Below are 26467 nucleotides of genomic sequence, written 5' to 3' on the forward strand. Positions count from 1 at the left end.
CACGATCGTTATTGATCGTTCCGCCCTATCGGTTTCCGTGAGGGCGGACGCGTTCAACGATGGTCGCGCACATAGGTGTCCCCTGCATGTGGAGACGGCGGCGCTGGAGGTCAGAACCGCCCGGCGCCCAGATCCCTGGAGACGGCGCGGGCGCAGTCGCGCACGGCGGCGATCAGCTCGGGCCGCAGCTCCCCGTCCCGGCAGACGCGCTCCACGGCGCCGGTGATGCCGACCGCGCCGACCGGCATGCGCCGCCGGTCGTGGATGGGGGCGGCCACCGAGGCGATGCCCTCCCAGGTCTCCTCGACGTCGGCCGCGTACCCGCGCGCGCGGGTCAGATCGAGTACGCCCTCGAAGTCGTCCGGGTCGGTCACGGTGCGCGTGGTGAAGGACTTGCGCTCGGCCTCGACGGCTTCGTTGTGCGCGACCGGGTCGTAGGCGGAGAGGACCTTGCCGAGCGCCGTGGAGTGCAGCGGCTGCATCGCGCCGACCTCCAGGACCTGGCGGCTGTCGTCGGGCCGGAAGACGTGGTGGACGATGAGCACGCCCTGCTGGTGCAGGACCCCCAGGTGCACGCTCTCGCCGCTGGAGCGGGCCAGGTCGTCGGTCCACACCAGGGCGCGGGCCCGCAACTCGTGCACGTCCAGATAGCTGTTGCCGAGGCGAAGGAGTTCGGCGCCCAGCTGGTAGCGGCCCGAGGCGGAGTCCTGCTCCACGAAGCCCTCGGCCTGGAGGGTGCGCAGGATGCCGTGCGCCGTCCCCTTGGCGAGGTCGAGGGCGGAGGCGATCTCCGAGAGGCCGAGCCGTCGCTCGCCGCCCGCGAGCAGCCGCAGCATCGCCGCGGCCCTTTCGAGCGACTGGATGTTGCGTGCCATCGCAGCCCCGACCTCCGTTCCCTCGCACCACATTCGACGTTCGACAATGCTGAACACTATCGGTCGTTGTCGACCTCTCGCTAATGCGCGGACGGCCCGTGTTGCCGTCGTTTCCCGCGGGTTCCCCCTGTCAAGCACCTGTTCGAGTCAGGCATTCACCGGGCGTCCGCCCCGTGGACTCCTTCACAACAGGACCTTGGTCCCGGCTACCCTGGCCGAGTGCGCCCTCCAACAGAAGGCGCAAAGCCGACAGCCGTCGCACTCTTGGGAGCTCTTTCATGGCCTCGTCGCCAACCCCGTCGTCGCAGTCCACGCCCGTTTCGTCCGAGAGCAGGACCCGAGCCGACGCCCTCCGCGAGGCCCTCGCCACCCGCGTGGTGGTGGCCGACGGCGCGATGGGCACGATGCTCCAGGCGCAGGACCCGTCCCTCGAGGACTTCCAGAACCTCGAGGGCTGCAACGAAATCCTCAACGTCACCCGCCCCGACATCGTGCGCTCCGTGCACGAGGAGTACTTCGCCGTCGGCGTCGACTGCGTGGAGACCAACACCTTCGGCGCGAACTTCGCCGCCCTGAGCGAGTACGACATCCCCGAGCGGAACTTCGAGCTCTCCGAGGCCGGTGTCCGCATCGCCCGCGAGGTCGCCGACGAGTTCACCGTCTCCACCGGGCAGCAGCGCTGGGTCCTCGGCTCGATGGGCCCCGGCACCAAGCTGCCGACCCTCGGCCACGCCCCGTACACCGTCCTGCGCGACGCCTACCAGACCAACGCCGAAGGCATGATCGCCGGCGGCGCCGACGCCCTCCTGGTGGAGACCACCCAGGACCTCCTGCAGACCAAGGCCGCGATCCTCGGCGCCCGCCGTGCCCTGGACGCCACCGGCGCGAACCTCCCCCTGATCTGCTCGGTCACCGTCGAGACCACCGGCACGATGCTCCTCGGCTCCGAGATCGGCGCCGCGCTCACCGCCCTGGAGCCGCTCGGCATCGACATGATCGGCCTGAACTGCGCCACAGGGCCGGCCGAGATGAGCGAGCACCTGCGCTACCTCGCACGCCACTCGCGCATCCCGCTCTCCTGCATGCCCAACGCGGGCCTGCCGGTCCTCGGCAAGGACGGCGCGCACTACCCCCTGACGGCGCCCGAACTGGCCGACGCCCAGGAGACCTTCGTACGCGAGTACGGCCTCTCCCTGGTCGGCGGCTGCTGCGGCACCACGCCCGAGCACCTGCGCCAGGTCGTCGAGCGGGTGCGCGGCCTCCAGGCGCCCGCCCGCGACCCGCGGCCCGAGCCCGGCGCCGCCTCGCTCTACCAGACCGTGCCGTTCCGCCAGGACACCTCGTACATGGCGATCGGCGAGCGCACCAACGCCAACGGCTCGAAGAAGTTCCGCGAGGCCATGCTGGAGGGCCGCTGGGACGACTGCGTGGAGATGGCGCGCGACCAGATCCGCGAGGGCGCGCACATGCTCGACCTCTGCGTCGACTACGTGGGCCGCGACGGCGTCAAGGACATGGAGGAGCTCGCGGGCCGCTTCGCCACCGCCTCCACCCTGCCCATCGTCCTGGACTCCACCGAACTCCCCGTGCTCCAGGCCGGATTGGAGAAGCTGGGCGGCCGCGCCGTCATCAACTCCGTCAACTACGAGGACGGCGACGGCCCCGAGTCGCGGTTCACGAAGGTCACCGCGCTCGCCAAGGAGCACGGCGCGGCCCTCATCGCCCTGACCATCGACGAGGAGGGCCAGGCCCGCACCGCCGAGAACAAGGTCGCCATCGCCGAGCGCCTCATCGAGGACCTCACCGGCAACTGGGGCATCCACGAGTCGGACATCCTCATCGACACCCTGACCTTCACCATCTGCACCGGCCAGGAGGAGTCCCGGGGCGACGGCATCGCCACCATCGAGGCGATCCGCGAGCTCAAGCGCCGCCGCCCCGACGTGCAGACCACCCTCGGTCTCTCCAACATCTCCTTCGGCCTCAACCCGGCCGCCCGCGTCCTGCTCAACTCCGTCTTCCTGGACGAGTGCGTCAAGGCGGGCCTCGACTCGGCGATCGTGCACGCCTCCAAGATCCTGCCGATCGCGCGCTTCGACGACGAGCAGGTGAAGGTCGCCCGCGACCTCATCTACGACCGCAGGGAAGAGGGCTACGACCCCCTGCAGAAGCTCATGGAGCTCTTCGAGGGCGTCTCCACCAAGTCGATGAAGGCGGGCAAGGCCGAGGAACTCCTAGCCCTGCCGCTCGACGAGCGCCTGCAGCGCCGCATCATCGACGGCGAGAAGAACGGCCTGGAGGCCGACCTCGACGAGGCCCTGACGGACACGCCCGCCCTCGACATCGTCAACAACACCCTCCTGGAGGGCATGAAGGTAGTCGGTGAGCTCTTCGGCTCAGGCCAGATGCAGCTGCCGTTCGTGCTCCAGTCCGCCGAGGTCATGAAGACCGCGGTGGCTCACCTGGAGCCGCACATGGAGAAGTCCGACGCCGAGGGCAAGGGCACCATCGTCCTGGCCACCGTCCGCGGCGACGTGCACGACATCGGCAAGAACCTCGTCGACATCATCCTGTCCAACAACGGCTACAACGTGGTCAACCTCGGCATCAAGCAGCCCGTGGCCGCGATCCTGGACGCCGCCGAGGAGCACAAGGCCGACGTCATCGGCATGTCGGGCCTCCTGGTCAAGTCCACCGTGATCATGAAGGAGAACCTGGAGGAGCTCAACCAGCGCAAGATGGCGGCCGACTTCCCGGTGATCCTCGGCGGCGCGGCCCTGACCCGTGCGTACGTCGAACAGGACCTCCACGAGATCTACGAGGGCGAAGTGCGCTACGCCCGCGACGCGTTCGAGGGCCTGCGCCTGATGGACGCCCTCATCGCGGTCAAGCGCGGCGTGCCCGGCGCGACCCTGCCCGAGCTCAAGCAGCGCCGCGTCCCGAGCAAGGCCTCCGCCGCCGTCCTCGAGGTCAACGAGGACGAGGGACCCGCCCGTTCGGACGTCTCCGTCGACAACCCCGTCCCCACGCCGCCGTTCTGGGGCACCCGCGTCGTCAAGGGCATCCAGCTCAAGGAGTACGCCTCCTGGCTCGACGAGGGCGCGCTCTTCAAGGGCCAGTGGGGCCTCAAGCAGGCGCGCACCGGCGACGGACCCTCGTACGAGGAACTCGTCGAGACCGAGGGCCGCCCGCGCCTGCGCGGCTGGCTGGACGAGCTGCACACCAAGAACATGCTCGAAGCCGCCGTCGTGCACGGCTACTTCCCCTGCGTGTCCAAGGGCGACGACCTGATCATCCTGAACGACGACGGCTCGGAGCGCACCCGGTTCTCCTTCCCGCGCCAGCGCCGCGGCCGCCGCCTGTGCCTGGCGGACTTCTTCCGCCCGGAGGAGTCCGGCGAGACCGATGTCGTCGGCCTGCAGGTCGTCACCGTCGGCTCGAAGATCGGTGAGGCCACCGCCGAGCTGTTCGCCGCCGACTCCTACCGCGACTACCTCGAACTGCACGGCCTGTCCGTGCAGTTGGCCGAGGCGCTCGCCGAGTACTGGCACGCGCGCGTGCGCGCCGAGCTCGGCTTCGGCGGCGAGGACCCCTCCGACGTCGAGGACATGTTCGCCCTGAAGTACCGCGGCGCCCGCTTCTCGCTCGGCTACGGCGCCTGCCCCGACCTGGAGGACCGCGCGAAGATCGCCGAACTGCTCCAGCCGGAGCGGATCGGCGTCCAGCTCTCCGAGGAGTTCCAGCTCCACCCGGAGCAGTCCACGGACGCGATCGTGATCCACCACCCGGAGGCGAAGTACTTCAACGCCCGCTGAGGGCGCGGCCAGGTACGCCGACGCCCGCTGAGGCCGCGTTTAACCGAAGCGCGCGTTCCTGGGACGAGTCGTACACTGGTCGGTCCAGCTCAGGCCGGTTCCCCTCGGGGAACCGGCCTTCTCGTCCCTCATGGAGGTGTGTCGGATGACCAGTACGGTCCCCGCGCTCGGTACACGTACGGCCGAAGGGTCCGCCCTTCAGGGCGTCCTCCTGGACATGGACGGCACGCTCGTCGACACCGAGGGCTTCTGGTGGGACGCCGAGGTCGAGGTCTTCGCGACCCTCGGCCACGCCCTCGACGAGGCATGGCGCGACGTGGTCGTCGGCGGGCCCATGACGCGCAGCGCGGGCTTCCTCATCGAGGCCACCGGCGCCGACATCACGCTGCCCGAGCTGACCGTGCTGCTCAACGACGGCTTCGAGGACCGCATCAGCCGCTCCCTGCCCCTGATGCCGGGCGCCGAGGCCCTGCTCGCCGAACTCCGCGCGCACAGCATGCCGATGGCGCTCGTGTCCGCGTCGCACCGGCGCATCATCGACCGCGTCCTCGGCTCGATCGGCGCCCACCACTTCGAACTCACCGTCGCCGGGGACGAGGTGTCCCGCACCAAGCCCCACCCCGACCCCTACCTCCTCGCGGCCAGGGGCCTCGGCGTCGAGCCCGCAAGATGCGCCGTCATCGAGGACACCGCGACCGGTGTCGCCGCGGCGGAGGCCGCCGGGTGCCGGGTGGTGGCAGTCCCGTCGGTCGCGCCCATCCCCGCCGCCGAAGGCCGCACCGTCGTGCCCTCCCTGGAGCACGTCAACCTTCCTTTCCTGCAAGGCCTGATGACGCTCTGACAGTTCCATCCCCGACCCGATCGAAGGTGTGACGTTTCCCACTCCGCCGGGGGTCGACAGTGGGGTCGGTGTGTGCAGTGACCCCTCTTGGGGCCCCGGGTGGCGTGGCGTTGTGTCCCGATTGATGGAAGCGTGCACGAATCCTTCCGGTGTCGGGTTATCGGTGTGTCCACGCCCGGTTTCGCAGCGTGATTGATGACCCGCTCAGTCCCTCTCCGGCAGCCAACTGGTGCGGACTAATCTCGTCGCGAGAACATCGCCCCACCCCCCGTGCCCCACCAACCCTCACCCCGCGTTGCGGGATTCACGGGATTCAAGAGCTCTGGAGAACGTCGAGCATGAACCGCAAGACTTTGGTGCTGCCGGCTGTCATAGGTCTGCTCGCCCCCGCGCTCGCCGCATGCGGTGGCTCGGGCAGCGGAGACGGCGACGACGCGATCGCGGTCGGCACCACGGACACGTTCGCCATCTCGAAGGAGGTGCCGGCGCCCTTCGACCCGGCGTACGCCTACGACGCCGGCTCCTGGAACGTGCTGCGCCAGACCATCCAGACGCTGATGGCCATGCCGCGCGGCGACGGCGAGCCGCAGCCCGAGGCCGCCCAGCGGTGCGGCTTCACCGACACGGGCAACGAGCGCTACGCCTGCACCCTGCGCAAGGGCCTGACGTTCTCCGACGGCAAGCCGCTGACGGCCGCCGACGTGAAGTTCTCCATCGAGCGGGTCCGCGACATCAAGATCAAGGACCCCAGCGGTTCGGACGGTCTGGTCTCCAACATCGACGAGATCGAGGTCCAGGGCGACCGCGACGTCGTCTTCCACCTCAAGACGCCGGACGCGACGTTCCCGTACAAGCTGGCGACGCCCACCGCGGGCATCGTCAGCAAGGACCACTACAGCAAGAACAAGCTGCGCGACGGCTTCGCCGTGGACGGCTCGGGTCCCTACACGGCCAAGCACGAGATCGAGAACAACCGCGTCGTCAAGACGACGTTCACCAAGAACCCCAAGTACAAGGGTGAGTTCAAGCCGCAGAGCGACAAGGTCGAGCTGCGCAACTTCACGGACGCGGACGCCATGGGCACGGCGCTCAAGGACGGCGACATCGACCTGATGACGCGCACCATGTCGCCCGAGCAGGTCAAGGAGTTCGACGCCTCCTCGGACAAGAAGATCGACCTGGTCGAGATGCAGGGCCTGGAGATCCGTTACCTCGCCTTCAACACCGAGGCCCCCGCGGTCAAGAACAAGGCGGTGCGCCAGGCCATGGCGCAGATCGTCGACCGCGGCGCGCTGGCCTCCGCGGTGTACGGCTCGACGGCCGACGAGCTCTACTCGCTGGTGCCGACCACCATCACCGGGCACGCCAACTCGTTCTTCAACAAGTACGGCAACCCGAGCACCGACAAGGCCCGCTCCCTGCTGAGCAAGGCGAACATCACCACGCCGGTGAAGCTGACGCTGCACTACACCACCGACCACTACGGCCCGGCCACCAAGAAGGAGTTCGAGGTGCTGCAGAAGCAGCTCAACGACTCCGGCCTGTTCGACGTGTCGATCAAGGGCGTGCCGTGGAGCACCTTCCGCGCCGCCGAGCGCGACGGCAAGTACGCGGTCTACGGCATGGGCTGGTTCCCCGACTTCCCCGACGCCGACAACTTCCTCGCGCCGTTCCTCGACAAGGACAACTTCCTCGGCTCGCCGTACGTGAACCGCACCATCAACGACCAGTTGATCCCGACCTCGCGCCGTGAGGCCGACCGGCTCGCCGCGTCCAAGAGCATCCGCAAGATCCAGGACATCGTCGCCGATGACGTCCCGGTGCTCCCGCTGTGGCAGGGCAAGCAGTACATCGCCGCGCGCGACGACATCACGGGTGTCGAGTGGACCCTCAACTCCTCGTCGAACCTTCAGCTGTGGGAGCTCGGCCGCGGTGTGAGCGGCTGACCTTCCGTGACGAGGGGGGTTGGCCGACCTCCGCCCCCCTCGGTTCCACCGAACGACCACAACACCAAAGGCACGTACGTGAAACGTAACCAGTGGCTGGCTCTTCCCCTCACGGGAGGGCTCGCCGCCGCCCTGCTGACCGGCTGCGGCACGGAGTCGGGCGGTGCGGGGGACACGGGCGACGCGGTCGTGATGGGGATGTCCGACGACGTCCTCGCCACCGACCCCGCGTCCGGCTACGACCCCGGGTCCTGGCTCCTGTTCAACAACGTCTTCCAGTCCCTCCTGAGCTTCCCCAAGGGCGGCACGGAGCCGGAGCCGGAGGCCGCCAAGTCGTGCGGCTTCACGGACACGGAGGCGAAGGTCTTCAAGTGCGAGCTGCGTGACGGGCTGAAGTTCAGCAATGGCAACGCGCTCACCTCGAAGGACGTCAAGTTCTCCTTCGACCGCATGCGGAAGATCAAGGACGACGCCGGTCCCGCGCTGATGTTCCCGATGCTCGACCGGGTGCGGACGCCGGACGCCAAGACCGTCGTCTTCCAGCTGAAGTACCCCGACGCGACCTTCCCCAGCAAGATCGCCTCGGGCGCGGGCTCGATCGTGGACCACCGCGAGTACGACATGAACGGGCTGCGCGAGGACGGCAAGGCCGTCGGCTCGGGACCGTACAAGCTCGACTCGTTCAACAAGGACCAGGCGGTCTTCTCGGTCAACTCCGGTTACAAGGGCACGGCCGAGGTCAAGAACGAAGGCGTGGCCATCAAGTTCTTCCACGGCGACCAGAAGGGCCTGAAGAAGGCGCTCATGGCCGGTGACGTGGACCTGGCCTACCGAGGCCTCGCCGCCGCGGACATCGCGGACATCGAGCGGGACACCTCCAAGGAGGGCCAGGACGTCGACATCGTCGAGGGCACCAGCGCCGAGGTGCAGCACCTGGTCTTCAACATGAAGGACCCGGTGGCGGGCAAGCTCGGCGTGCGCAAGGCCATCGCCTACCTCCTGGACCGCGACGCGCTGGTCAAGGAGGTCTACCAGGACACGGCCACGCCGCTGTACTCGATCGTCCCCGCGGGCATCGGCGGCCACAACACCGCGTTCTTCGACACCTACGGCGCCCGCCCGCAGCGCGCGAAGGCGGCGTCCGCACTGCGCGGCGCCGGCATCGACGGCAAGGCGAAGCTCACGCTCTGGTCGACCCCCTCGCGCTACGGCCCGGCCACCGACCAGGAGCTGAAGGCCATCGCCAAGCAGCTCAACGACTCCGGTCTCTTCGAGGCCGACGTGAAGTCCGTCGAGTTCGAGCAGTACGAGAAGGACATCGCGGCCGGCAAGTACGGCGTCTACGTCAAGGGCTGGGTGCCCGACTACCCGGACCCGGACAACTTCACGCAGCCGTTCTTCGGCAAGGGCAACGTCCTCGGCAACCACTTCGAGAACAGCGCCATCACCGGGAAGATCATCCCCGGCACCGCCACCGAGAGCGACCGCACCAAGACCGACAAGCAGTACGCCGAACTGCAGGACATCGTGGCCGACCAGCTGCCGATCCTGCCGGTCTGGCAGGCCAAGCAGTACGCGGTCGTCCGCGACAGCGTCTACGGCCTGGAGTCCTGCCTGGACGCGTCGACGGTCTTCCGCTTCTGGGAGATCAGCAAGGGCTGACCCGCGACGCCGGAAGAACGACGGTGGCCGCCCCTCGGGGACGGCCACCGTCGTCGTTCCGCGTCGCCGCTGCCGCGGACTACTGCGCGCCGGGACGCACCAGACCGCTCTCGTACGCGTACACCGCGGCCTGGACCCGGTCGCGCAGGCCCAGCTTGGTGAGCACATGGCCGACGTGGGTCTTCACGGTCGTCTCGCTCACGAAGAGGTCCGCCGCGATCTCGGCGTTCGACAGGCCGCGGGCCACCAGCTTGAGCACCTCGACCTCGCGGTCGGTGAGCGTGTGCAGGGTGTCCGGCACCGGCTCGTCGCCGGACGGGAGATGCGCGGAGTACTTGTCGAGCAGCCGGCGCGTGATGCTCGGCGCGAGCATCGCCTCGCCCGCGGCGACCACGCGGATCGCCTGCACCAGTTCGTTCGCCGGGGCGTCCTTGAGGAGGAAGCCGCTGGCACCGGCGCGCAGCGCCTCCACCACGTACTCGTCGAGGTCGAAGGTGGTGAGCACCAGGACCTTCGCCGGGCCGTCCCGGCCGGGTCCGGTGATCTGCCGGGTCGCCTCGACGCCGTCCATCCGCGGCATGCGGATGTCCATCAGGACCACGTCGGGCTGCAGCGCCCGCACCTGGTCGAGAGCCTGCAGGCCGTCTCCGGCCTCGCCGACGACCGCGATGTCCTGCTCGGCCTCCAGAATCATCCGGAACCCGGTGCGCAACAGCGGCTGGTCGTCGACCAGTAGGACGCGGATCGCCACGTGTCTCTCCTTCAGCTAGCCCGGGGCCATTCTGCCCTGCTCGCCCTCCACGGACTCGGGCGCCCTGACCGGAAGCGGATACGGCGGGGGAGTCCCACCGAACTCCGGACAAACCGCCTGATGGTCGCACCAACCGCACAACTTGGTCGGGCGCGGCCGCCAGTCACCCGTCTCGGTGGCCAGCTCGATCGCCTCCCAGAGCGCGAGCAGCTTGCGCTCCACCCGCTCCAGATCGGCCACGACCGGGTCATACGTGATCACGTCACCGCTGCCGAGATAGACGAGCTGCAGACGGCGCGGGACGACACCCTTGAGCCGCCACACCACCAGGGCGTAGAACTTCATCTGGAACAGCGCGCCCTCCGCGTACTCCGGACGCGGGGCCTTGCCCGTCTTGTAGTCGACGATGCGGACCTCGCCCGAAGGCGCCACGTCCACCCGGTCGATGATCCCGCGCAGCTTCAGGCCCGACTCCAGCTCGGCCTGCACGAACAGCTCGCGCTCCGCGGGCTCCAGGCGCGTGGGGTCCTCCAGGGTGAACCAGCGCTCGACCAGCTTCTCCGCGTCCGCCAGCCAGCGCGCCATGCGCTCGCCCTCGGGATCGTCGGCGAACAGCTCGGTCAGCTCGGGCTTGGCCTCACGCAGTCGGTCCCACTGGCCGGGGATCAGCGACTTGGCGCGCGGCGCGGTCCGCTCACTGGCGGGGGAGTCGAAAAGACGCTCCAATACCGCGTGCACCAACGTGCCGCGCGTGGCCGCCTCGCTCGGCTTCTCCGGCAGCTTGTCGATCACCCGGAACCGGTACAGCAGCGGGCACTGCATGAAGTCGCCCGCGCGCGAGGGCGACAAGGACGCCGGGCGCGTGGCCGCCACGGCACCGTCGGTGCTGGTTTCCATGAGGACAGACCCTACGACCCGTCACTGACAACGGGCGCATACCATCGACGACAGACCCTCTCGCCCTGCATGATCGTGCGTGTAATCGCGCCATACCGGGGCGAGGGACGCTTCGAACGAGGGGACATCGTGGACGAAAGCGGCGGGAGCGGCAGGCCGCAGTCCGACGGCGCCGACGACCGGCGGCCGAGCGACGCGGACGGCTCCCCGGAGCCCACGCGCCCGGTCGACACGGCACCGGAGCCCACGCGCCCGGTCGATGCGGCACCGGAGCCGGAGCGCCCGGCCGACGAGGCGGCACGGCCGCTGAGCGGCGACACCACCACGCACCCGGCCGAGCCGCGCGGCGGGCAGGACACCCCGCCCGACGCGCCGCCGCGCCCCGACCTCACCAAGGCGGCGCGCAAGGAGCGGCCCACCGAGCCCGCGCGCGCCCGCGCCGACCACGGCCCTGCGGGCGGAGGCGATCCGGGCGCCCCCCTGCCACCCAAGACGCAGAAGAACCCCGGCGGCGGCCTCCTCATGGGCAGGCCCTTCGGCGTGCCCGTCTACGTGGCGCCCAGCTGGTTCCTCGTCGCCGCCCTCATCACCTGGGTCTTCGGCGGCCAGCTCGACCGCGTCCTGCCCGAGCTCGGCGGCGCCCGCTATCTCGTCTCGCTCTTCTTCGCGGTGGCCTTCTACGCCTCCGTACTCGTCCATGAGCTCGCCCACACCGTCGCGGCCCTCCGCTTCAAGCTGCCGGTCCGCCGCATCCAGCTGCAGTTCTTCGGTGGCGTATCCGAGATCGAAAAGGAGTCGGAGACCCCCGGCCGCGAGTTCGTCCTCGCCTTCGTCGGACCGCTCCTCTCCCTCGTCCTCGCCGGGGTGTTCTACGCCGGGATGCGCGCCGTCGAGCCCGGCACGGTGCCCGGCGTCCTGCTCGCGGGCCTGATGATCTCCAACCTCATCGTCGCCGCCTTCAACCTCCTGCCCGGCCTGCCCCTGGACGGCGGCCGCATGCTGCGCGCCGTCGTCTGGAAGATCACCGGCAAGCCCATGAGCGGCACCGTCGCCGCCGCCTGGGTGGGCCGCGCCCTCGCCATCTCCGTCCTGATCGGCCTGCCGCTCCTGAACCAGTCCGGCGCCCTCGGCGGCGAACCCCAGGACATCGGCGGCATGGACACCGTCACCGACGCCCTGCTCGCCGCGATCCTCGCCGCGATCATCTGGACCGGCGCCGGCAACAGTCTGCGCATGGCCCGCCTGCGCGAGCACCTCCCGGAGCTGCGCGCCCGCACCCTGACCCGCCGCGCCGTCCCCGTCGAGTCCGACACCCCGCTCTCCGAGGCGCTGCGCAGGGCCAACGAAGCCGGGGCCCGCGCCCTCGTCGTCGTCGACCCCGACGGCGACCCGATGGCCGTCGTCCGCGAGGCGGCGATCGTCTCCGTGCCCCAGCACCGCCGCCCCTGGGTCACGGTCGACGGCCTCGCCCAGGACATCACCGAGGGCATGCGGGTCTCCGCCGAGCTCGCGGGGGAGGAACTGCTCGACACCCTGCGGGCCACACCCGCCACGGAATACCTGGTCGTCGAGGAGTCCGGCGAGATCTACGGAGTGCTGTCCGCCGCGGACGTGGAGCGCGCCTTCGTCAAGGCCATGGCCAGGCCCTCCTAGCGCAGCGCCTGGCGCGGTGTGGCCGAAGCCGTGGTCTGCGGCTCCCGCCGCGGCCGGTAGGCTGGTCACATGTCCGAACCGACCGGTGCCGCCCGCCGTCGCGGGCCCTTCAAGGTCGGGGACCAGGTCCAGCTCACCGACCCCAAGGGACGCCACTACACGTTCACGCTCGAGGCCGGGAAGAACTTCCACACCCACAAGGGTTCCTTCCCGCACGACGAGCTGATCGGCGCTCCCGAGGGCAGTGTTGTCCGTACCACGGGAAACGTCGCCTACCTGGCGCTGCGACCCCTGCTCCCCGACTACGTCCTGTCCATGCCCCGCGGCGCCGCCGTGGTCTACCCCAAGGACGCGGGGCAGATCCTGGCCTTCGCCGACATCTTCCCCGGCGCACGCGTCGTGGAGGCGGGCGTGGGCTCCGGCTCGCTCAGCAGCTTCCTGCTGCGCGCCATCGGCGACCAGGGAATGCTGCACTCGTACGAGCGCCGCGAGGACTTCGCCGAGATCGCCCAGCAGAACGTGGAGCGCTACTTCGGCGGCCCGCACCCCGCCTGGCAGCTCACCGTCGGCGACCTCCAGGACAACCTGAGCGACACCGACGTCGACCGCGTCATCCTCGACATGCTCGCCCCCTGGGAGTGCCTGGAGGCCGTCTCCAAGGCGCTCGTCCCCGGCGGCATCCTGTGCTGCTACGTGGCGACCACCACCCAGCTCGCGAGGACCGTCGAGTCCATCCGTGAGATCGGCGGCTTCAACGAGCCGACGGCCTGGGAGTCGATGATCCGCAACTGGCACATCGAGGGCCTCGCGGTCCGCCCGGACCACCGTATGATCGGCCACACCGGCTTCCTGCTCACCGCCCGCCGCCTCGCGGACGGCGTGGAGCCCCCGATGCGCCGCCGCCGCCCCGCCAAGGGCGCGTACGGCGAGGACTACTCCGGCCCGAACGCCGACGGCGGCTCGCCGCGCTGACGCGCGCGCGGGCACCCCAAAAAGCAGGCGCCGCCGCCGAGTTCCCTGACCGACCAGGGAACTCGGCGGCGGCGCCGTTTCGTTGACGGGGCACCAGCGGCGTACCAGAAGAATCAAGAGACCCACCGGACCCCGGTGTTCCACCTCACTGTGACGTATGGCACGATGCTGGCCACCTCCCCCACCGGCACAGCCCTCACAGGAGACACTTCTCTCGTGCAGCACCCCGCCGTCCCGGAACTGGCACACACCACCGCACGCCCCATCCACTGGCTGGCCACCGCGGCCGCCCTGGCCGCCGTCGTCGCGGGCTCCGCCTTCTTGCAGCCCGACTCCGCGACCGCCGCCCAGACCGACGCCAAGCCGCACTCCAGAGCCGCCGCGGGAGCCCCCGCGCCGACCCCCGCGCCCGACCCCGCGTCCGTCGACTTCCCGCTCGACTGCGGCACCGTGAAACCCGTCGTGAAGAAGAAGGCCTCCGGCGACCTCGACGGCGACGGCAGGGCCGAGACCGTGGCCGTCGTCCACTGCCAGGCCGGCTCGGGCACCCCGCCCGACGGGGTCTACGTCATCACCCGGACCTCGGCGGGCAAGCCCCGCGTGGTCGCGACGCTCGTCGACCCCAAGGAGCGGGTGAACGTGAGCGACTTCGCCGTGCGTGACGGCGCGGTCTCCGCGACCCTGCTCAGCTACTCCTCGCTGGACGTCCCCCGCTGCTGCCCCGACCTTCACAGCTCGGCCGGCTGGCGATGGAAGGACGGCGCGTTCGAAAGGACGGTGCACGGCGAGGACAAGCCCGCCGAGGCCCGCAGCGTCTGACCCCGGGACGGGTCGGGGTCACTCCGCGTCGGGACCGTAGACCTCGACCCTGTCGGAAACACGGCGCACATGAATGCAGTCGCCCGGACACTCCTTCGCGGAGTCCACGACGTCGTTGAGAAGCGGCAGCGGCACGGGCGTTGTGGCCCCCGGTGCCTGCAGGAGCTCGTCGTCCCCGCTCTTCACATAGGCCAGACCGTCGATGTCCAGCTCGAAGACCTCGGGCGCGTACTGCGCACAGATGCCGTCTCCGGTACAGAGGTCCTGGTCGATCCAGACCTCCAGCAGATCGTGGCCCTCACTGCCGGTCTCGGCCTCGTGCCGCACGGTCATCTCTCCTGCCGGTTGCTGCGCCGAGCAGCCCGACTTTGCAGTAAGTCGGGCCAGCCCTGACGGGTGTTGAACGCTTCGACGATACAACCGCCCGCTTTCCGATGTTGTTGGGTGGGTATTCACCTGGCGTGAGGGAGAAGCGCAAGGGTGAAGATCGGACACGCCCCCATCGTCTTTGTGATCTAGGGGTTTCAATCGACACCCACCCAGGTAGGGTCTGGAAGCGTCCAGCTCCCCTTGGAGGAGGTGAGGACCGTGGCAGCCCACGACGACGACATCAACCGCGGCATCCGGCCGGGGCGAGGGTCTGAAGACCCTGCCGGTCAGGTTGCCTATCTCGAGCAGGAAATCGCCGTCCTGCGACGCAAGCTCGCCGACTCTCCGCGTCATACGAGGATTCTCGAAGAGCGGATCGTCGAGCTGCAGACCAACCTGGCCGGCGTGTCCGCGCAGAACGAACGGCTCGCCAACACGCTCCGTGAGGCCCGCGACCAGATCGTGGCCCTCAAGGAGGAAGTCGACCGGCTCGCACAGCCACCGGCCGGCTTCGGAGTCTTCCTCGTGGCGAACGAGGACGGCACCGCCGACATCTTCACAGGCGGCCGCAAACTCCGGGTGAACGTCAGCCCCAGCGTGGAGCTCGAAGAGCTCAGGCGCGGCCAGGAAGTGATGCTCAACGAAGCGCTCAACGTGGTCGAGGCCATGGAGTTCGAGCGCGTCGGGGACATCGTCACCCTCAAGGAGATCCTCGAGGACGGCGAACGCGCCCTGGTGCTCGGGCACACCGACGAGGAACGGGTGGTGCGGCTCGCCGAGCCGCTGCTGGACGTCACCATCCGCCCCGGCGACGCCCTGCTGCTCGAACCCCGATCCGGCTACGTCTACGAAGTCGTTCCCAAGAGCGAGGTCGAAGAGCTCGTCCTCGAAGAAGTCCCCGACATCGGCTACGACCAGATCGGCGGCCTGGGCAACCAGATCGAGCTCATCCGCGACGCGGTCGAACTGCCCTATCTCTACCCGGACCTCTTCAAGGAGCACGAACTGCGGCCGCCCAAGGGCGTGCTGTTGTACGGGCCCCCCGGCTGCGGCAAGACGCTGATCGCGAAGGCCGTCGCCAACTCCCTTGCCAAGAAGGTCGCCGAGGTGACCGGACAGGCCGCGGGGAAGAGCTACTTCCTCAACATCAAGGGCCCCGAGCTCCTCAACAAGTACGTCGGCGAGACCGAGCGACAGATCCGCCTGGTCTTCCAGCGTGCCCGTGAGAAGGCCAGCCAGGGCACCCCCGTCATCGTCTTCTTCGACGAGATGGAGTCGCTCTTCCGCACCCGTGGTTCCGGTGTCAGCTCGGACGTGGAGAACACCATCGTCCCGCAGCTGCTCGCCGAGATCGACGGCGTGGAAGGCCTGGAGAACGTGGTCGTGATCGGCGCCTCCAACCGCGAGGACATGATCGACCCCGCGATCCTGCGGCCAGGACGGCTCGACGTCAAGATCAAGATCGAGCGCCCGGACGCCGAGGCGGCGAAGGACATCTTCGCCAAGTACCTCACCGAGCGGCTCCCGCTGCACGCCGACGACCTCGCCGAGCACAGCGCCGACCGGCGCGCCACCGTGCACGGCATGATCCAGTCGGTCGTCGAGCAGATGTACGCGGAGTCCGAGGAGAACCGCTTCCTCGAAGTGACATACGCCAACGGCGACAAGGAAGTCCTGTATTTCAAGGACTTCAACTCCGGCGCAATGATCGAAAACATCGTCGGCCGCGCCAAGAAGATGGCCATCAAGGCCTTCCTCGAAGCGAACCAGAAGGGCCTTCGGGTCTCTCACCTCCTGCAGGCTTGCGTCGACGAGTTCAAGGAGAACGAGGACCTGCCCAACACCACCAACCCGGACGACTGGGCCAGGATCTCCGGCAAGAAGGGCGAACGGATCGTGTACATCCGTACCCTCGTCACCGGAAAGCAGGGCGCGGACACCGGACGCTCCATCGACACGGTGGCCAACACCGGTCAATACCTGTAGAACACAGGGCGGCTGCGGGTGTCCTTCACGGGTACCCGCAGCCGTCTGTTTTTCAATGAAGGCAATGATCTCCCCACCAGCGCAAAGGCGTTCTAGGCTCTTCGGTACCGCCGAGTCGCGCAGTGCGGGGACGGGCACCGCACACGCACCGGAGAACCAGCGGTACTTGAGCGCCGTTCCCGAACGGGAGCGCCGCCGGGCAAGGAGGGCCGCATGACCGTACGGCGAGTAATGGGCATCGAGACGGAGTACGGCATCTCCGTCCCCGGCCACCCCAACGCCAATGCCATGCTCACCTCGTCCCAGATCGTCAACGCCTATGCCGCGGCGATGCACCGGGCGCGACGCGCCCGCTGGGACTTCGAGGAGGAGAACCCGCTGCGGGACGCGCGGGGTTTCGACCTCGCCCGCGAGGCCGCCGACGCCAGCCAGCTGACCGACGAGGACATCGGCCTCGCCAATGTGATCCTCACCAACGGCGCGCGGCTGTACGTCGACCACGCGCACCCCGAGTACAGCTCACCGGAGATCACCAACCCCCGGGACGCGGTCCTGTGGGACAAGGCCGGCGAGCGCATCATGGCGGAGGCCGCCGAGCGCGCGGCACAGCTCCCCGGCGCCCAGCCGATCCACCTCTACAAGAACAACACCGACAACAAGGGCGCCTCGTACGGCACGCACGAGAACTACCTGATGAAGCGGGAGACCCCCTTCTCGGACATCGTGCGGCACCTGACGCCGTTCTTCGTCTCCCGGCAGGTCGTCACCGGCGCCGGGCGCGTCGGCATCGGCCAGGACGGCCACGAGCACGGCTTCCAGCTCAGCCAGCGCGCCGACTACTTCGAGGTCGAGGTCGGCCTGGAGACGACGCTCAAGCGGCCCATCATCAACACCCGCGACGAGCCGCACTCGGACGCCGAGAAGTACCGCAGGCTGCACGTCATCATCGGCGACGCCAACCTCTCCGAGATCTCGACCTACCTGAAGCTCGGCACGACGTCGCTGGTCCTCGCCATGATCGAGGACGGCTTCATCGCGGTGGACCTCGCCGTGGACCAGCCGGTGCGCACGCTGCACCAGGTGTCGCACGACCCGACGCTCAAGCATCTCGTCACGCTCCGCAGCGGCCGCTCACTGACCGCGGTCCAGCTCCAGATGGAGTACTTCGAGCTGGCCCGCAAGTACGTCGAGGAGCGGTACGGCGCGGACGCGGACGAGCAGACCAAGGACGTGCTCGCCCGCTGGGAGGACGTCCTCGGCCGGCTGGAGAGCGATCCGATGAGCCTCTCCGGAGAGCTCGACTGGGTCGCCAAGCGGGAGCTCATGGAGGGCTACCGCCGCCGCGACAGCCTCGACTGGGACGCCGCGCGGCTCCACCTGGTCGACCTCCAGTACGCCGACGTACGGGCCGAGAAGGGCCTGTACAACCGCTTGGTGGCGCGGGGCAAGATGAAGCGCCTCCTGGACGAGGAGGACGTCGAGAGGGCCAGGTCCAAGCCGCCGGAGGACACACGCGCGTACTTCCGCGGCCGCTGCCTGGAGCAGTACGCGGACGACGTGGCCGCGGCGTCCTGGGACTCGGTCATCTTCGACCTCCCGGGCCGTGACTCTCTGCAACGGGTGCCCACGCTGGAGCCCCTGCGCGGCACGAGGAACCACGTCAAGGAACTTCTGGACCGCTGCCGCACCGCGGAAGACCTGGTGCGGGTGCTGTCCGGGGGCTGAAAGACCCGGCGGCTGGGAATCATCGAGGTGGTCCCCGGACGTTGAGGAAGCAAGGGGCCGATGTCAGACCTCGCTTGTAGGGTCTGATCAAGAACGTCTAACCGAGCGGGGTGAGGTAGATGGCGACCAAGGACACCGGCGGCGGGCAGCAGAAGGCGACGCGTCCCACCGAGGAGACCGAGGAGCAGACGCAGGACGCGCAGGCTTCGGAGGACCTCAAGGAACGCCAGGAGAAGCTGAGCGACGACGTGGACTCTGTGCTCGACGAAATCGATGATGTGCTCGAGGAGAACGCAGAGGATTTCGTGAGGTCCTTCGTTCAGAAGGGTGGACAGTAGTCCGCGGATGTGAACGCTCAGATGAAGCGGTGCTGCCGTTGTAAGGAGCTGGTCGCGTGCGACGGCTTCTCGCGGCACAGCGGAAATCGTGACGGGTTGCAGGACTACTGCAAGTCCTGCGCCCGCGCGTACCAGCAGCAGCGGGACCAGAAGAAGCGGCAAGAGCGTCGTGAGCTCAAGACCCCTGCTGTGCCTGATGGTTACAAGCGTTGCCGTGGTTGTGGCGAGGTGAAGGCTCACCGCGAGTGGCCCCGCAATGCAAAGGCTTCCGACGGGCTGTCGGCGCGCTGCAAAGCGTGCAAGGGGGCCTTGGATCGGACCGGTCACCTGATGCGCAAGTACGGCATGACCGAAGCCGAGCGCGACGAGATGATCGCCTCTCAAAAGGGCGTCTGCTGCATCTGCTTGGCCGCCCCGGCGGTACATGTGGATCACTGTCATGAGACGGGTAAGGTCCGTGGCGTACTGTGCTTCAACTGCAACTCCGGCCTCGGCTTGTTGAAAGAAGACACGGACGCAATGCACCGAGCCGCTGCCTACCTGGAAGGAAACCCGTGGAAGCCAACACTCGTAGCACCGGGCGTCTACCAGCTGCCTTCCTGACGCCTGGGTCGTCGTCCTTCATGGACTTCCTGTCCGGGCACCAGCCCGAGATGCTGCCCGGGAACCGGCAACTGCCCCCCACGCAGGGCGTGTTCGAGGCCCCGCACGGCACGACCATTCTGGCCGTGACGTTCCCCGGTGGCGTGGTGCTCGCCGGTGACCGGCGAGCGACGATGGGCAATGTGATCGCCTCGCGCGACATGGAGAAGGTCTTCCCCGCGGACGAGTACTCCGCGGTCGGCGTCGCCGGCACCGCCGGTCTCGCCGTGGAGATGGTCAAGCTCTTCCAACTGGAGCTGGAGCACTTCGAGAAGGTCGAGGGCGCCACGCTCTCCCTGGAGGGCAAGGCCAACCGTCTCTCGACGATGATCCGCAGCAACCTCGGCATGGCCATGCAGGGCCTTGCCGTCGTGCCGCTCTTCGCGGGCTATGACGTGGACCGCGAGAAGGGGCGCATCTTCTCGTACGACGTCACGGGCGGGCGTTCCGAGGAGCACGGCTTCGCGGCGACCGGTTCGGGTTCGGTCTTCGCGCGTGGTGCGATGAAGAAGCTCTACCACGACGGTCTGACCGAGGATCAGGCGACGACGCTGGCCGTCCAGGCGCTGTACGACGCCGCCGACGACGACTCGGCGACGGGTGGTCCGGACGTCGGGCGTCGGATCTATCCCATCGTCACCGTGATCTCCGACGAGGGGTTCCGACGGCTGACGGACGAGGAGTCGTCCGCGATCGCGCGCTCGATCCTGGAGAAGCGGATGGAGCAGCCCGACGGTCCGCGGGCCGCGCTGCTCTGATCGCTCCGAATTCGCCACTGACTGAAGTTTTTTGACAGAAAGGGACGGATCCGGTGTCGACGCCGTTCTATGTATCCCCCCAGCAGCAGATGGCCGACCGGGCGGAGTACGCCCGCAAGGGCATCGCTCGTGGCCGCAGCCTGGTCGTGCTGCAGTATGCCGACGGCATTGTGTTCGTCGGCGAGAACCCGTCCCGCGCGCTGCACAAGTTCAGCGAGATCTATGACCGGATCGGCTTCGCGGCCGCCGGTAAGTACAACGAGTACGAGAACCTCCGCATCGGCGGCGTCCGGTACGCGGACCTTCGCGGATACACCTACGACCGTGACGACGTGACGGCCCGTGGCCTGGCGAACGTCTACGCCCAGACACTCGGCACGATCTTCTCCAGCGCGGCCGAGAAGCCGTACGAGGTGGAACTCGTGGTCGCCGAGGTGGGCGCCACGCGCGAGGGCGACCAGATCTACCGCCTTCCGCACGACGGTTCCATCGTCGACGAGCACGGTTCGCTGGCCGTCGGCGGCAATGCCGAGCAGATCAGCACCTATCTCGACCAGCATCACAACGACAGCATGACGCTGGCGGAGGCTCTCAAGCTGGCGGTGCGCGCGCTGTCCCGCGACACCAACGGCAGCGAGCGGGAGATCCCCGCCGAGCGTCTTGAGGTGGCGGTCCTGGACCGGACGCGGCCGCAGCAGCGGAAGTTCAAGCGGATCGTGGGGCGTCAGCTGTCCCGTCTGCTGGAGGAGGGTGGTGCGTCGGCCGAGGCCGCTGCCGTGTCCGACGACGCCGGGGCGGGTGAGGACTCCGGTGCCGCGCCGGAGTCCGGTGGCGACGTCGAGTAGTTCTCTTCTTCACGGGGTGCGCCCTGTGTTCCGGCTGTCCGGCCGGAACACAGGGCGCACTTGTGTGTCCGGGGTCAGCGGGCGGGGCCCGTCGAGCCGCGGACCACCAGCTCCACCGGGAGCGGGGTGGCGTCGGGCTCGCGGCCCGCGAGGACGTCGATCAGTGTCTCCATGCCGCGCTCCCCGAAGCGCTCGGCGGGCAGCCGTACCGTCGTGAGCTCCGGTTCGACGGCGGTGGCGAGGATCAGGTCGTCGAAGCCGGTCACCGAGACGTCCTCGGGGACGCGCAGGCCGAGCCGTCGGGCCGCCTTGCAGACGCCGGCGGAGAGGAAGTCGTCGTCGCAGACGACCGCGGTGGGGCGTGGGCCGGGAGTGGACAGGGCGGCTTCTGCGACGATGCGGGCGCCCTCGACGTTCAGGGGTGCTGCTACGCGGCGTACGGCCGTGTCCGTGCCGCGCAGTGCCCGTGCGAGGGCGTCGGCGCGCACGTCGAAGGTCCAGGAGTCCACGTCCGCGGCGAGGTGGAGGAAGTCGCGGTGGCCGAGGGCGAGCAGGTGTTCCGTCACCTGGCGCATGCCGTCGGCGAGATCGAGGTTGACGGTGGCCGCGCCGAGGCTGCCCGCGGGGTCGCTGTCGAGCATCACCAGCGGTAGGTCGTCGCCGCGGATGGTGGCCAGTGCGTCGGAGGCCATGGAGGAGGCGAGTACGCCGTCCAGTGAGGCGCGTGCGGAGGCGAAGGGGTCGCGGGCGGGGCCGACGCCGTCGGGGGAGGGGTAGATGACCACGCCGAAGCCGTGCCGGGCGGCGACGCGGGCGGCTCCGGTGTAGACGTGTGCGAAGAACTCGTTGGTGAGTTCGGGGACGACGAGCAGTGCTGTCCTGGTTCTGCCCAGGCGTAGGTTCCGGGCCGCGAGGTTGGGGCGGTAGCCCAGTTCCCGTGCGGCGGTCCGTACGCGCTCGGCGGTGGGTGCGGCGACGCGGCCGCGCCATTTGTCGCCGAGTACGAGGGAGACGGTGGCCTGCGAGACCCCGGCCGCGCGTGCGACATCGCGGCTCGTGGGGCGCGCGCCCCCGGATTCCAGCTGTGGCCCGGCCACTGACACCTCCCGTTTCGTGCCCGCGCTCGGTTTGGCGGTGGACCCGCGGACAGCGCTCATGGTACGTATGACGCCGGACGTTATACGTAAAACCCCGGGCTCGGCGTGCGGGGGGAGGGCGGGAGAGCATGGCTGCGGGATATGCGGAGATCCTCCGGACGCGCTACGCGGCGCGGCTGCTCGTCGGCACGCTGGTGGGCCGGTTGCCCAACGCCACGGCCGCGATCGCGATCGTGCTGTTCATCCGGGCCGAGGGCGGCAGCTACAGCCTGGCAGGGGCGCTCGCCGCGGTGTACGGCGTGGCCAACGCCGTGGGCCAGCCGCTGCTCGGCCGCCTCGTCGACCTGCACGGCCAGCCGCGCGTGCAGCTGCCCGCCGCGCTGCTCTCCGCCCTCGGCATGGTGGTCTTCGCCTTCACGGGGCCCGACCGGCTCGCCCTCGCCCATGTGTCCGTAGCCGTCGCCGGGCTGTTCACGCCGCCTCTCGAAGGCGGTCTGCGGGCGCTGTGGCCGAGCGTCCTCGGCAAGGAGGAACAGGTCCACACGGCGTACGCCATGGACGCCATCGCTCAGGAAGTCATCTTCACCGTGGGGCCGTTGCTCATCACGGGCTGCGTGGCCCTGTGGTCGGAGCAGGCTGCGCTGCTCGTCGTCAACGCCGTCGGAGTGCTCGGCGCCCTGTCCGTGGTGGTGTCCCGGCCCTCGCGCGCCTGGCGCTCGGCCCCGCGCGAGGCGCACTGGCTCGGGGCCCTGCGCGCGCCCGGACTCCTCGCTCTCCTCGGCGCGTTCCTCTTCATCGGCATGGCGCTCGGCTCCATCACCGTCGCCGGGGTGTCGTACGCGGACGTGCACGGCGGCGACGCGGTCTACGGCTGGATGATGGCGGCGCTCGGCTTCGGCGCGCTGGTGGGCGGCGCGGTGTACGGGGCGCGGCGGTGGAGCGGCGTACCGGAGCGGCGGCTGACCGTCCTGGTGGCGCTCCTCGCCCTCTGCTACTGGCCGTTGACGCTCACTCCGGGGGCGCTCGCCATGACGGCGCTCACGGCGCTGGCCGGTGTGTTCCTGGCGCCGGCGCTCGCGTGCGCGTTCATCGTCGTGGACCGGCACGCGCCGCGGGGCACCGTCACCGAGGCGTTCTCGTGGCTCGTGACGACCTTCACGGTCGGGGCGTCCCTGGGAACTGCCGCCGCGGGGCCCGTCGTCGAGTGGGGCGGCACGGCGTGGGGGTTCGTGGTGCCGGGGCTTGCGGGTGTCCTCGCTCTCCTGGTTCTGCTGGCCACCGCGGGGGTACTGGTACCGGTCGGGGAATCCGAAGTCGTTGCGGGTTCATCGGAAAATGATCGAAACGGTGCTGTCGAACCCGGTTTCAGTGCCGGGCATCAGGCGTAATGTTCAGTCATGGACCGCCGCATTTTCGGGCTGGAGAACGAGTACGGCGTCACGTGCACGTTCAGGGGACAGCGCCGGCTGTCGCCTGACGAGGTGGCGCGCTACCTCTTCCGCCGTGTTGTGTCATGGGGCCGCAGCAGCAACGTCTTTCTGCGGAACGGCGCCCGTCTGTATCTCGACGTGGGATCACATCCGGAATACGCGACACCCGAGTGTGACAACGTGACCGAGCTGGTCACCCACGACAAAGCAGGCGAGCGCATTCTGGAAGGCCTGCTCGTCGACGCCGAACGCCGCCTGCACGAGGAGGGAATCGCGGGCGACGTCTATCTCTTCAAGAACAACACCGACTCGGCGGGAAACTCCTACGGGTGCCACGAGAACTATCTGGTGGCCCGTCATGGAGAGTTCTCCCGGCTCGCGGACATCCTCATTCCGTTCCTCGTCACCCGGCAGCTGCTGTGCGGGGCGGGCAAGGTGCTGCAGACACCGCGCGGCGCCGTCTACTGCGTGAGCCAGCGTGCCGAGCACATCTGGGAAGGGGTGTCCTCCGCGACCACCCGCTCCCGGCCGATCATCAACACCCGCGACGAACCGCACGCGGACGCCGAGCGCTACCGCAGGCTCCACGTCATCGTCGGCGACTCGAACATGTCCGAGACGACCATGCTCCTCAAGGTCGGCGCCACCGACCTCGTGCTCCGCATGATCGAGGCGGGCACGGTCATGCGCGACCTCACCCTGGAGAACCCGATCCGGGCGATCCGTGAGGTCAGCCACGACATCACGGGCCGCCGCAAGGTGCGCCTGGCCAGTGGCCGCGAGGCCTCGGCCCTCGAAGTGCAGCGCGAGTACTACGAGAAGGCGGTGGACTTCGTCGACCGCCGGGGCATCCGCACCGGCACCGTCGAGCAGGTCCTTGAGCTCTGGGGCCGCACGCTGGACGCGATCGAGGCCGAGGACCTCGACCGCATCGGCACCGAGATCGACTGGGTCATGAAGTACAAGCTCATCGAGCGGTACCGCGCCAAGAACAACATGACCATGTCGCACCCGCGGGTCGCCCAGATAGACCTCGCGTACCACGACATCCACCGTCGCCGAGGGCTCTACTACCTCCTGGAGAAGAAGGGTCAAGCCGCCCGTATCTGCAACGACTTGAAGATCTTCGAGGGCAAGTCGGTGCCGCCGCAGACCACCCGCGCGCGGCTGCGCGGCGACTTCATCCGGCGGGCCCAGGAGCAGCGCCGCGACTTCACGGTCGACTGGGTGCACCTCAAGCTCAACGACCAGGCGCAGCGCACCGTGTTGTGCAAGGACCCCTTCCGGTCCGTGGACGACCGGGTGGAGAAGCTCATCGCCGGAATGTGACCCGGATGGCTCTCATGGGGCCGGTGGGATCGGAGTGACGTTGCGGGAACGCAACGCGGGCGCCGTACGTTCCTCGTACGGCGCCCTTCTCACGCCGTAGAGTTGCGCGCACGCCAACCCACAAGATCGACCGATACGAGGCCCCCACCGTGCGCCGACGTTCCCTGCTCCTTGCCGTCCCGGCCGGCCTGCTGACGCTCGCAGGCTGTGGTGACGACAAGGCCGACAAGGCCAAGTCCAAGCCCACCGACAGCCCGACCAACGCGACGTCGGCCCCGCCGACGGCGAAGATCGTGGACGGGCCGCTGCCCGAGATCACGAAGGGCACGAAGTTCGGCGAGAAGCCGACCGTCGCCAAAGGTCCGGGCAAGCCGTCCTCCGACCTCGCGGTCAAGACCCTGATCGAGGGCAAGGGCAAGGAGGTCGTCAAGGGCGACTACCTGCAGGCCAATTACCTCGGCCAGATCTGGGCGACGGCCAAGGTCTTCGACAACTCCTACGACCGCGGCAACCCCACGGTCTTCCCGATCGGCGTCGGCCAGGTCATCCCCGGCTGGGACCAGGCCCTGGTCGGCAAGAAGATCGACAGCCGCGTGGAGCTCGCCATCCCCCCGAAGATGGGGTACGGCGAGGAGGGCAACAAGCAGGCGGGCATCAAGGGCTCGGACACCCTGGTGTTCGTCGTCGACATCGTCGACACCTTCAACGCCAAGAGCTCGGCCAAGGGCAAGGAGGTCGCGCAGTCCAACAAGGACCTGCCCAAGGTCGGCACGAACACGGACGGCAAGGCCCCCTCCATCGACGTCCCCAAGACCGACGCCCCCAAGAAGCTCGTCGCGAGCTACATCCTCGAGGGCGACGGCGACGAGGTGAAGGAGACCGACGGCCTCCTGTGCCAGTACAAGGGCGTGCTCTGGGCGGACGGCAAGGAGTTCGACTCCTCGTACAAGAGCGGCCAGCTCGCCCAGTTCCAGCTGGCGCAGGTCGTCAAGGGTTGGGCGCAGGGTCTGACCGGCAAGAAGGTCGGCAGCCGCGTCCTCATCGTCATCCCGCCGGAGCTGGGGTACGGCGACCAGCCCCCGCAGGGCAGCTCCATCAAGAAGGACTCCACGCTGGTCTTCACCGTGGACATCCTCGCGAAGGCCTGACCTTCCGGGGATGTAAGACTGTCCGAGCTGACCTTTCGTATCAAGCAGGAGCATTTTCGTGAGCATCGACAAGCCCGAGGTCGACTTCCCCGTCGGCGAGCCGCCGACCGATCTGCAGATCAAGGACATCTGGGAGGGTGACGGCGCCGTCGCCAAGGCGGGCGACTTCGTCAAGGTCCACTACGTGGGCGTCGCCTTCAGCTCCGGCGAGGAGTTCGACGCGAGCTGGAACCGCGGCAACCCGCTGGAGTTCCAGCTGGGCGCCGGCCAGGTCATCTCCGGCTGGGACCAGGGCGTGCAGGGCATGAAGGTCGGTGGCCGGCGCGAGCTGACCATCCCGGCCCACCTCGCGTACGGCGACCGCGGCGCCGGCGGCGGCCGCATCGCCCCGGGCGAGACGCTGATCTTCGTCTGTGACCTGATCTCGGTCTGAGACGCGCATCGCGCCGACCGGACCTGGTCATCGAGGGTCCATGCCTGTCTGGCATGGGCCCTCGGCTTTTGCCACGACACCCCGGGGCGGTACGGTCATCGGTCGGAAGCACTGTGTGTTGTAAGGCCGAGAAAGG

General features: G+C 68.8%; 22 protein-coding genes. 17 read left to right on the plus strand and 5 right to left on the minus strand.

The window, feature by feature from the left end:
- Positions 1 to 110: 110 nt before the first annotated feature.
- Complete coding sequence (locus AB0B50_RS08205) at positions 111 to 875, minus strand: IclR family transcriptional regulator (RefSeq protein ID WP_362327489.1); 765 nt, start codon at positions 873 to 875, stop codon at positions 111 to 113.
- Between the two features lie 278 nt (positions 876 to 1153).
- Between AB0B50_RS08205 and metH the strand changes: the two genes are divergently transcribed.
- The 4 genes from metH (at position 1154) to AB0B50_RS08225 (ending at position 9139) form a co-directional block, all read left to right on the plus strand.
- A complete protein-coding gene (gene metH / locus AB0B50_RS08210; protein ID WP_362327491.1) occupies positions 1154 to 4690 on the plus strand; it encodes a methionine synthase in 3537 nt (1178 codons plus the stop codon).
- 145 nt (positions 4691 to 4835) lie between these two features.
- On the plus strand, positions 4836 to 5531 hold the full coding sequence (locus AB0B50_RS08215) for an HAD family phosphatase (RefSeq protein WP_362327494.1): 696 nt from the start codon (positions 4836 to 4838) through the stop codon (positions 5529 to 5531).
- 338 nt (positions 5532 to 5869) lie between these two features.
- On the plus strand, positions 5870 to 7477 hold the full coding sequence (locus tag AB0B50_RS08220; protein WP_362327497.1) for an ABC transporter substrate-binding protein: 1608 nt from the start codon (positions 5870 to 5872) through the stop codon (positions 7475 to 7477).
- A gap of 78 nt (positions 7478 to 7555) precedes the next feature.
- Positions 7556 to 9139 carry an ABC transporter substrate-binding protein gene (locus tag AB0B50_RS08225; RefSeq protein ID WP_362327499.1) on the plus strand — a complete coding sequence of 528 codons (1584 nt, stop codon included), beginning with the start codon at positions 7556 to 7558 and terminating at the stop codon, positions 9137 to 9139.
- A gap of 79 nt (positions 9140 to 9218) precedes the next feature.
- Here the strand turns inward: AB0B50_RS08225 and AB0B50_RS08230 are convergent, their stop codons facing one another.
- Positions 9219 to 9890 (minus strand): response regulator transcription factor, encoded by a 672-nt coding sequence (locus AB0B50_RS08230; protein ID WP_030782872.1) that lies wholly within the window; start codon positions 9888 to 9890, stop codon positions 9219 to 9221.
- A 15-nt stretch (positions 9891 to 9905) separates the two neighbouring features.
- Positions 9906 to 10787, minus strand: coding sequence for a RecB family exonuclease (locus AB0B50_RS08235; RefSeq protein WP_362327502.1), 882 nt, complete (start codon positions 10785 to 10787; stop codon positions 9906 to 9908).
- A gap of 129 nt (positions 10788 to 10916) precedes the next feature.
- On the opposite strand from AB0B50_RS08235, the gene AB0B50_RS08240 reads away from it, so the two are divergent.
- The 3 genes from AB0B50_RS08240 (at position 10917) to AB0B50_RS08250 (ending at position 14231) form a co-directional block, all read left to right on the plus strand.
- Complete coding sequence (locus tag AB0B50_RS08240; RefSeq protein ID WP_362327505.1) at positions 10917 to 12440, plus strand: site-2 protease family protein; 1524 nt, start codon at positions 10917 to 10919, stop codon at positions 12438 to 12440.
- 69 nt (positions 12441 to 12509) lie between these two features.
- Positions 12510 to 13412, plus strand: coding sequence for a tRNA (adenine-N1)-methyltransferase (locus tag AB0B50_RS08245; protein ID WP_362327508.1), 903 nt, complete (start codon positions 12510 to 12512; stop codon positions 13410 to 13412).
- 216 nt (positions 13413 to 13628) lie between these two features.
- The gene (locus AB0B50_RS08250) at positions 13629 to 14231 is read left to right on the plus strand and encodes a hypothetical protein (protein ID WP_362327511.1); all 603 of its coding nucleotides are present in this window, start codon (positions 13629 to 13631) and stop codon (positions 14229 to 14231) included.
- Between the two features lie 18 nt (positions 14232 to 14249).
- Here AB0B50_RS08250 and AB0B50_RS08255 read toward each other — a convergent pair whose 3' ends face one another.
- Entirely contained in the window at positions 14250 to 14564 is a 315-nt protein-coding gene (locus AB0B50_RS08255; protein WP_362327514.1) for a ferredoxin, read from the minus strand.
- A 255-nt stretch (positions 14565 to 14819) separates the two neighbouring features.
- Here AB0B50_RS08255 and arc point away from each other — a divergent pair, with 255 nt between their 5' ends.
- The 6 genes from arc to prcA all read left to right on the plus strand — a co-directional run bounded on the left by arc (position 14820) and on the right by prcA (position 20894).
- The gene (gene arc, locus AB0B50_RS08260) at positions 14820 to 16586 is read left to right on the plus strand and encodes a proteasome ATPase (protein WP_362327517.1); all 1767 of its coding nucleotides are present in this window, start codon (positions 14820 to 14822) and stop codon (positions 16584 to 16586) included.
- Positions 16587 to 16799: 213 nt separating this feature from the next.
- Positions 16800 to 18311, plus strand: coding sequence for a depupylase/deamidase Dop (gene dop / locus AB0B50_RS08265; protein ID WP_362327520.1), 1512 nt, complete (start codon positions 16800 to 16802; stop codon positions 18309 to 18311).
- A gap of 119 nt (positions 18312 to 18430) precedes the next feature.
- Entirely contained in the window at positions 18431 to 18649 is a 219-nt protein-coding gene (locus AB0B50_RS08270; RefSeq protein ID WP_150165888.1) for a ubiquitin-like protein Pup, read from the plus strand.
- Between the two features lie 21 nt (positions 18650 to 18670).
- Positions 18671 to 19252 (plus strand): endonuclease VII domain-containing protein, encoded by a 582-nt coding sequence (locus tag AB0B50_RS08275; RefSeq protein ID WP_362328220.1) that lies wholly within the window; start codon positions 18671 to 18673, stop codon positions 19250 to 19252.
- Positions 19204 to 20049: a proteasome subunit beta gene (prcB, locus tag AB0B50_RS08280; protein ID WP_362327523.1), complete on the plus strand. Its 846-nt coding sequence runs from the start codon at positions 19204 to 19206 to the stop codon at positions 20047 to 20049. Before AB0B50_RS08275 ends, prcB begins: the two co-directional genes overlap by 49 nt.
- A gap of 53 nt (positions 20050 to 20102) precedes the next feature.
- On the plus strand, positions 20103 to 20894 hold the full coding sequence (gene prcA / locus AB0B50_RS08285) for a proteasome subunit alpha (RefSeq protein ID WP_362327526.1): 792 nt from the start codon (positions 20103 to 20105) through the stop codon (positions 20892 to 20894).
- Between the two features lie 74 nt (positions 20895 to 20968).
- On the opposite strand, the gene AB0B50_RS08290 is transcribed toward prcA, so the two are convergent.
- On the minus strand, positions 20969 to 21991 hold the full coding sequence (locus AB0B50_RS08290) for a LacI family DNA-binding transcriptional regulator (protein ID WP_362327529.1): 1023 nt from the start codon (positions 21989 to 21991) through the stop codon (positions 20969 to 20971).
- 128 nt (positions 21992 to 22119) lie between these two features.
- On the opposite strand from AB0B50_RS08290, the gene AB0B50_RS08295 reads away from it, so the two are divergent.
- From AB0B50_RS08295 to AB0B50_RS08310, 4 genes are all read left to right on the plus strand, one after another.
- Positions 22120 to 23379, plus strand: coding sequence for an MFS transporter (locus AB0B50_RS08295; protein ID WP_362327532.1), 1260 nt, complete (start codon positions 22120 to 22122; stop codon positions 23377 to 23379).
- Positions 23380 to 23388: 9 nt separating this feature from the next.
- Positions 23389 to 24750 carry a Pup--protein ligase gene (gene pafA, locus AB0B50_RS08300; RefSeq protein WP_150165878.1) on the plus strand — a complete coding sequence of 454 codons (1362 nt, stop codon included), beginning with the start codon at positions 23389 to 23391 and terminating at the stop codon, positions 24748 to 24750.
- A gap of 149 nt (positions 24751 to 24899) precedes the next feature.
- A complete protein-coding gene (locus AB0B50_RS08305) occupies positions 24900 to 25898 on the plus strand; it encodes an FKBP-type peptidyl-prolyl cis-trans isomerase (RefSeq protein WP_362327535.1) in 999 nt (332 codons plus the stop codon).
- A 58-nt stretch (positions 25899 to 25956) separates the two neighbouring features.
- A complete protein-coding gene (locus AB0B50_RS08310; RefSeq protein WP_362327538.1) occupies positions 25957 to 26331 on the plus strand; it encodes an FKBP-type peptidyl-prolyl cis-trans isomerase in 375 nt (124 codons plus the stop codon).
- The last annotated feature ends 136 nt before the right edge of the window (positions 26332 to 26467 follow it).

Source organism: Streptomyces sp. NPDC041068 (assembly GCF_040647455.1).
GTDB lineage: Bacteria > Actinomycetota > Actinomycetes > Streptomycetales > Streptomycetaceae > Streptomyces.

Bases quoted from the DNA above. Each gene is read 5' to 3' on its own strand.
- pafA (WP_150165878.1), top strand. From the start codon at position 23,389: ATGGACCGCCGCATTTTCGGGCTGGAGAACGAGTACGGCGTCACGTGC.
- AB0B50_RS08245 (WP_362327508.1), top strand. From the start codon at position 12,510: ATGTCCGAACCGACCGGTGCCGCCCGCCGTCGCGGGCCCTTCAAGGTC.
- AB0B50_RS08220 (WP_362327497.1), top strand. From the start codon at position 5,870: ATGAACCGCAAGACTTTGGTGCTGCCGGCTGTCATAGGTCTGCTCGCC.
- AB0B50_RS08275 (WP_362328220.1), top strand. From the start codon at position 18,671: ATGAAGCGGTGCTGCCGTTGTAAGGAGCTGGTCGCGTGCGACGGCTTC.
- AB0B50_RS08215 (WP_362327494.1), top strand. From the start codon at position 4,836: ATGACCAGTACGGTCCCCGCGCTCGGTACACGTACGGCCGAAGGGTCC.
- metH (WP_362327491.1), top strand. From the start codon at position 1,154: ATGGCCTCGTCGCCAACCCCGTCGTCGCAGTCCACGCCCGTTTCGTCC.
- dop (WP_362327520.1), top strand. From the start codon at position 16,800: ATGACCGTACGGCGAGTAATGGGCATCGAGACGGAGTACGGCATCTCC.
- AB0B50_RS08255 (WP_362327514.1), bottom strand. From the start codon at position 14,564: ATGACCGTGCGGCACGAGGCCGAGACCGGCAGTGAGGGCCACGATCTG.
- AB0B50_RS08235 (WP_362327502.1), bottom strand. From the start codon at position 10,787: ATGGAAACCAGCACCGACGGTGCCGTGGCGGCCACGCGCCCGGCGTCC.
- AB0B50_RS08205 (WP_362327489.1), bottom strand. From the start codon at position 875: ATGGCACGCAACATCCAGTCGCTCGAAAGGGCCGCGGCGATGCTGCGG.
- AB0B50_RS08270 (WP_150165888.1), top strand. From the start codon at position 18,431: ATGGCGACCAAGGACACCGGCGGCGGGCAGCAGAAGGCGACGCGTCCC.
- AB0B50_RS08295 (WP_362327532.1), top strand. From the start codon at position 22,120: ATGGCTGCGGGATATGCGGAGATCCTCCGGACGCGCTACGCGGCGCGG.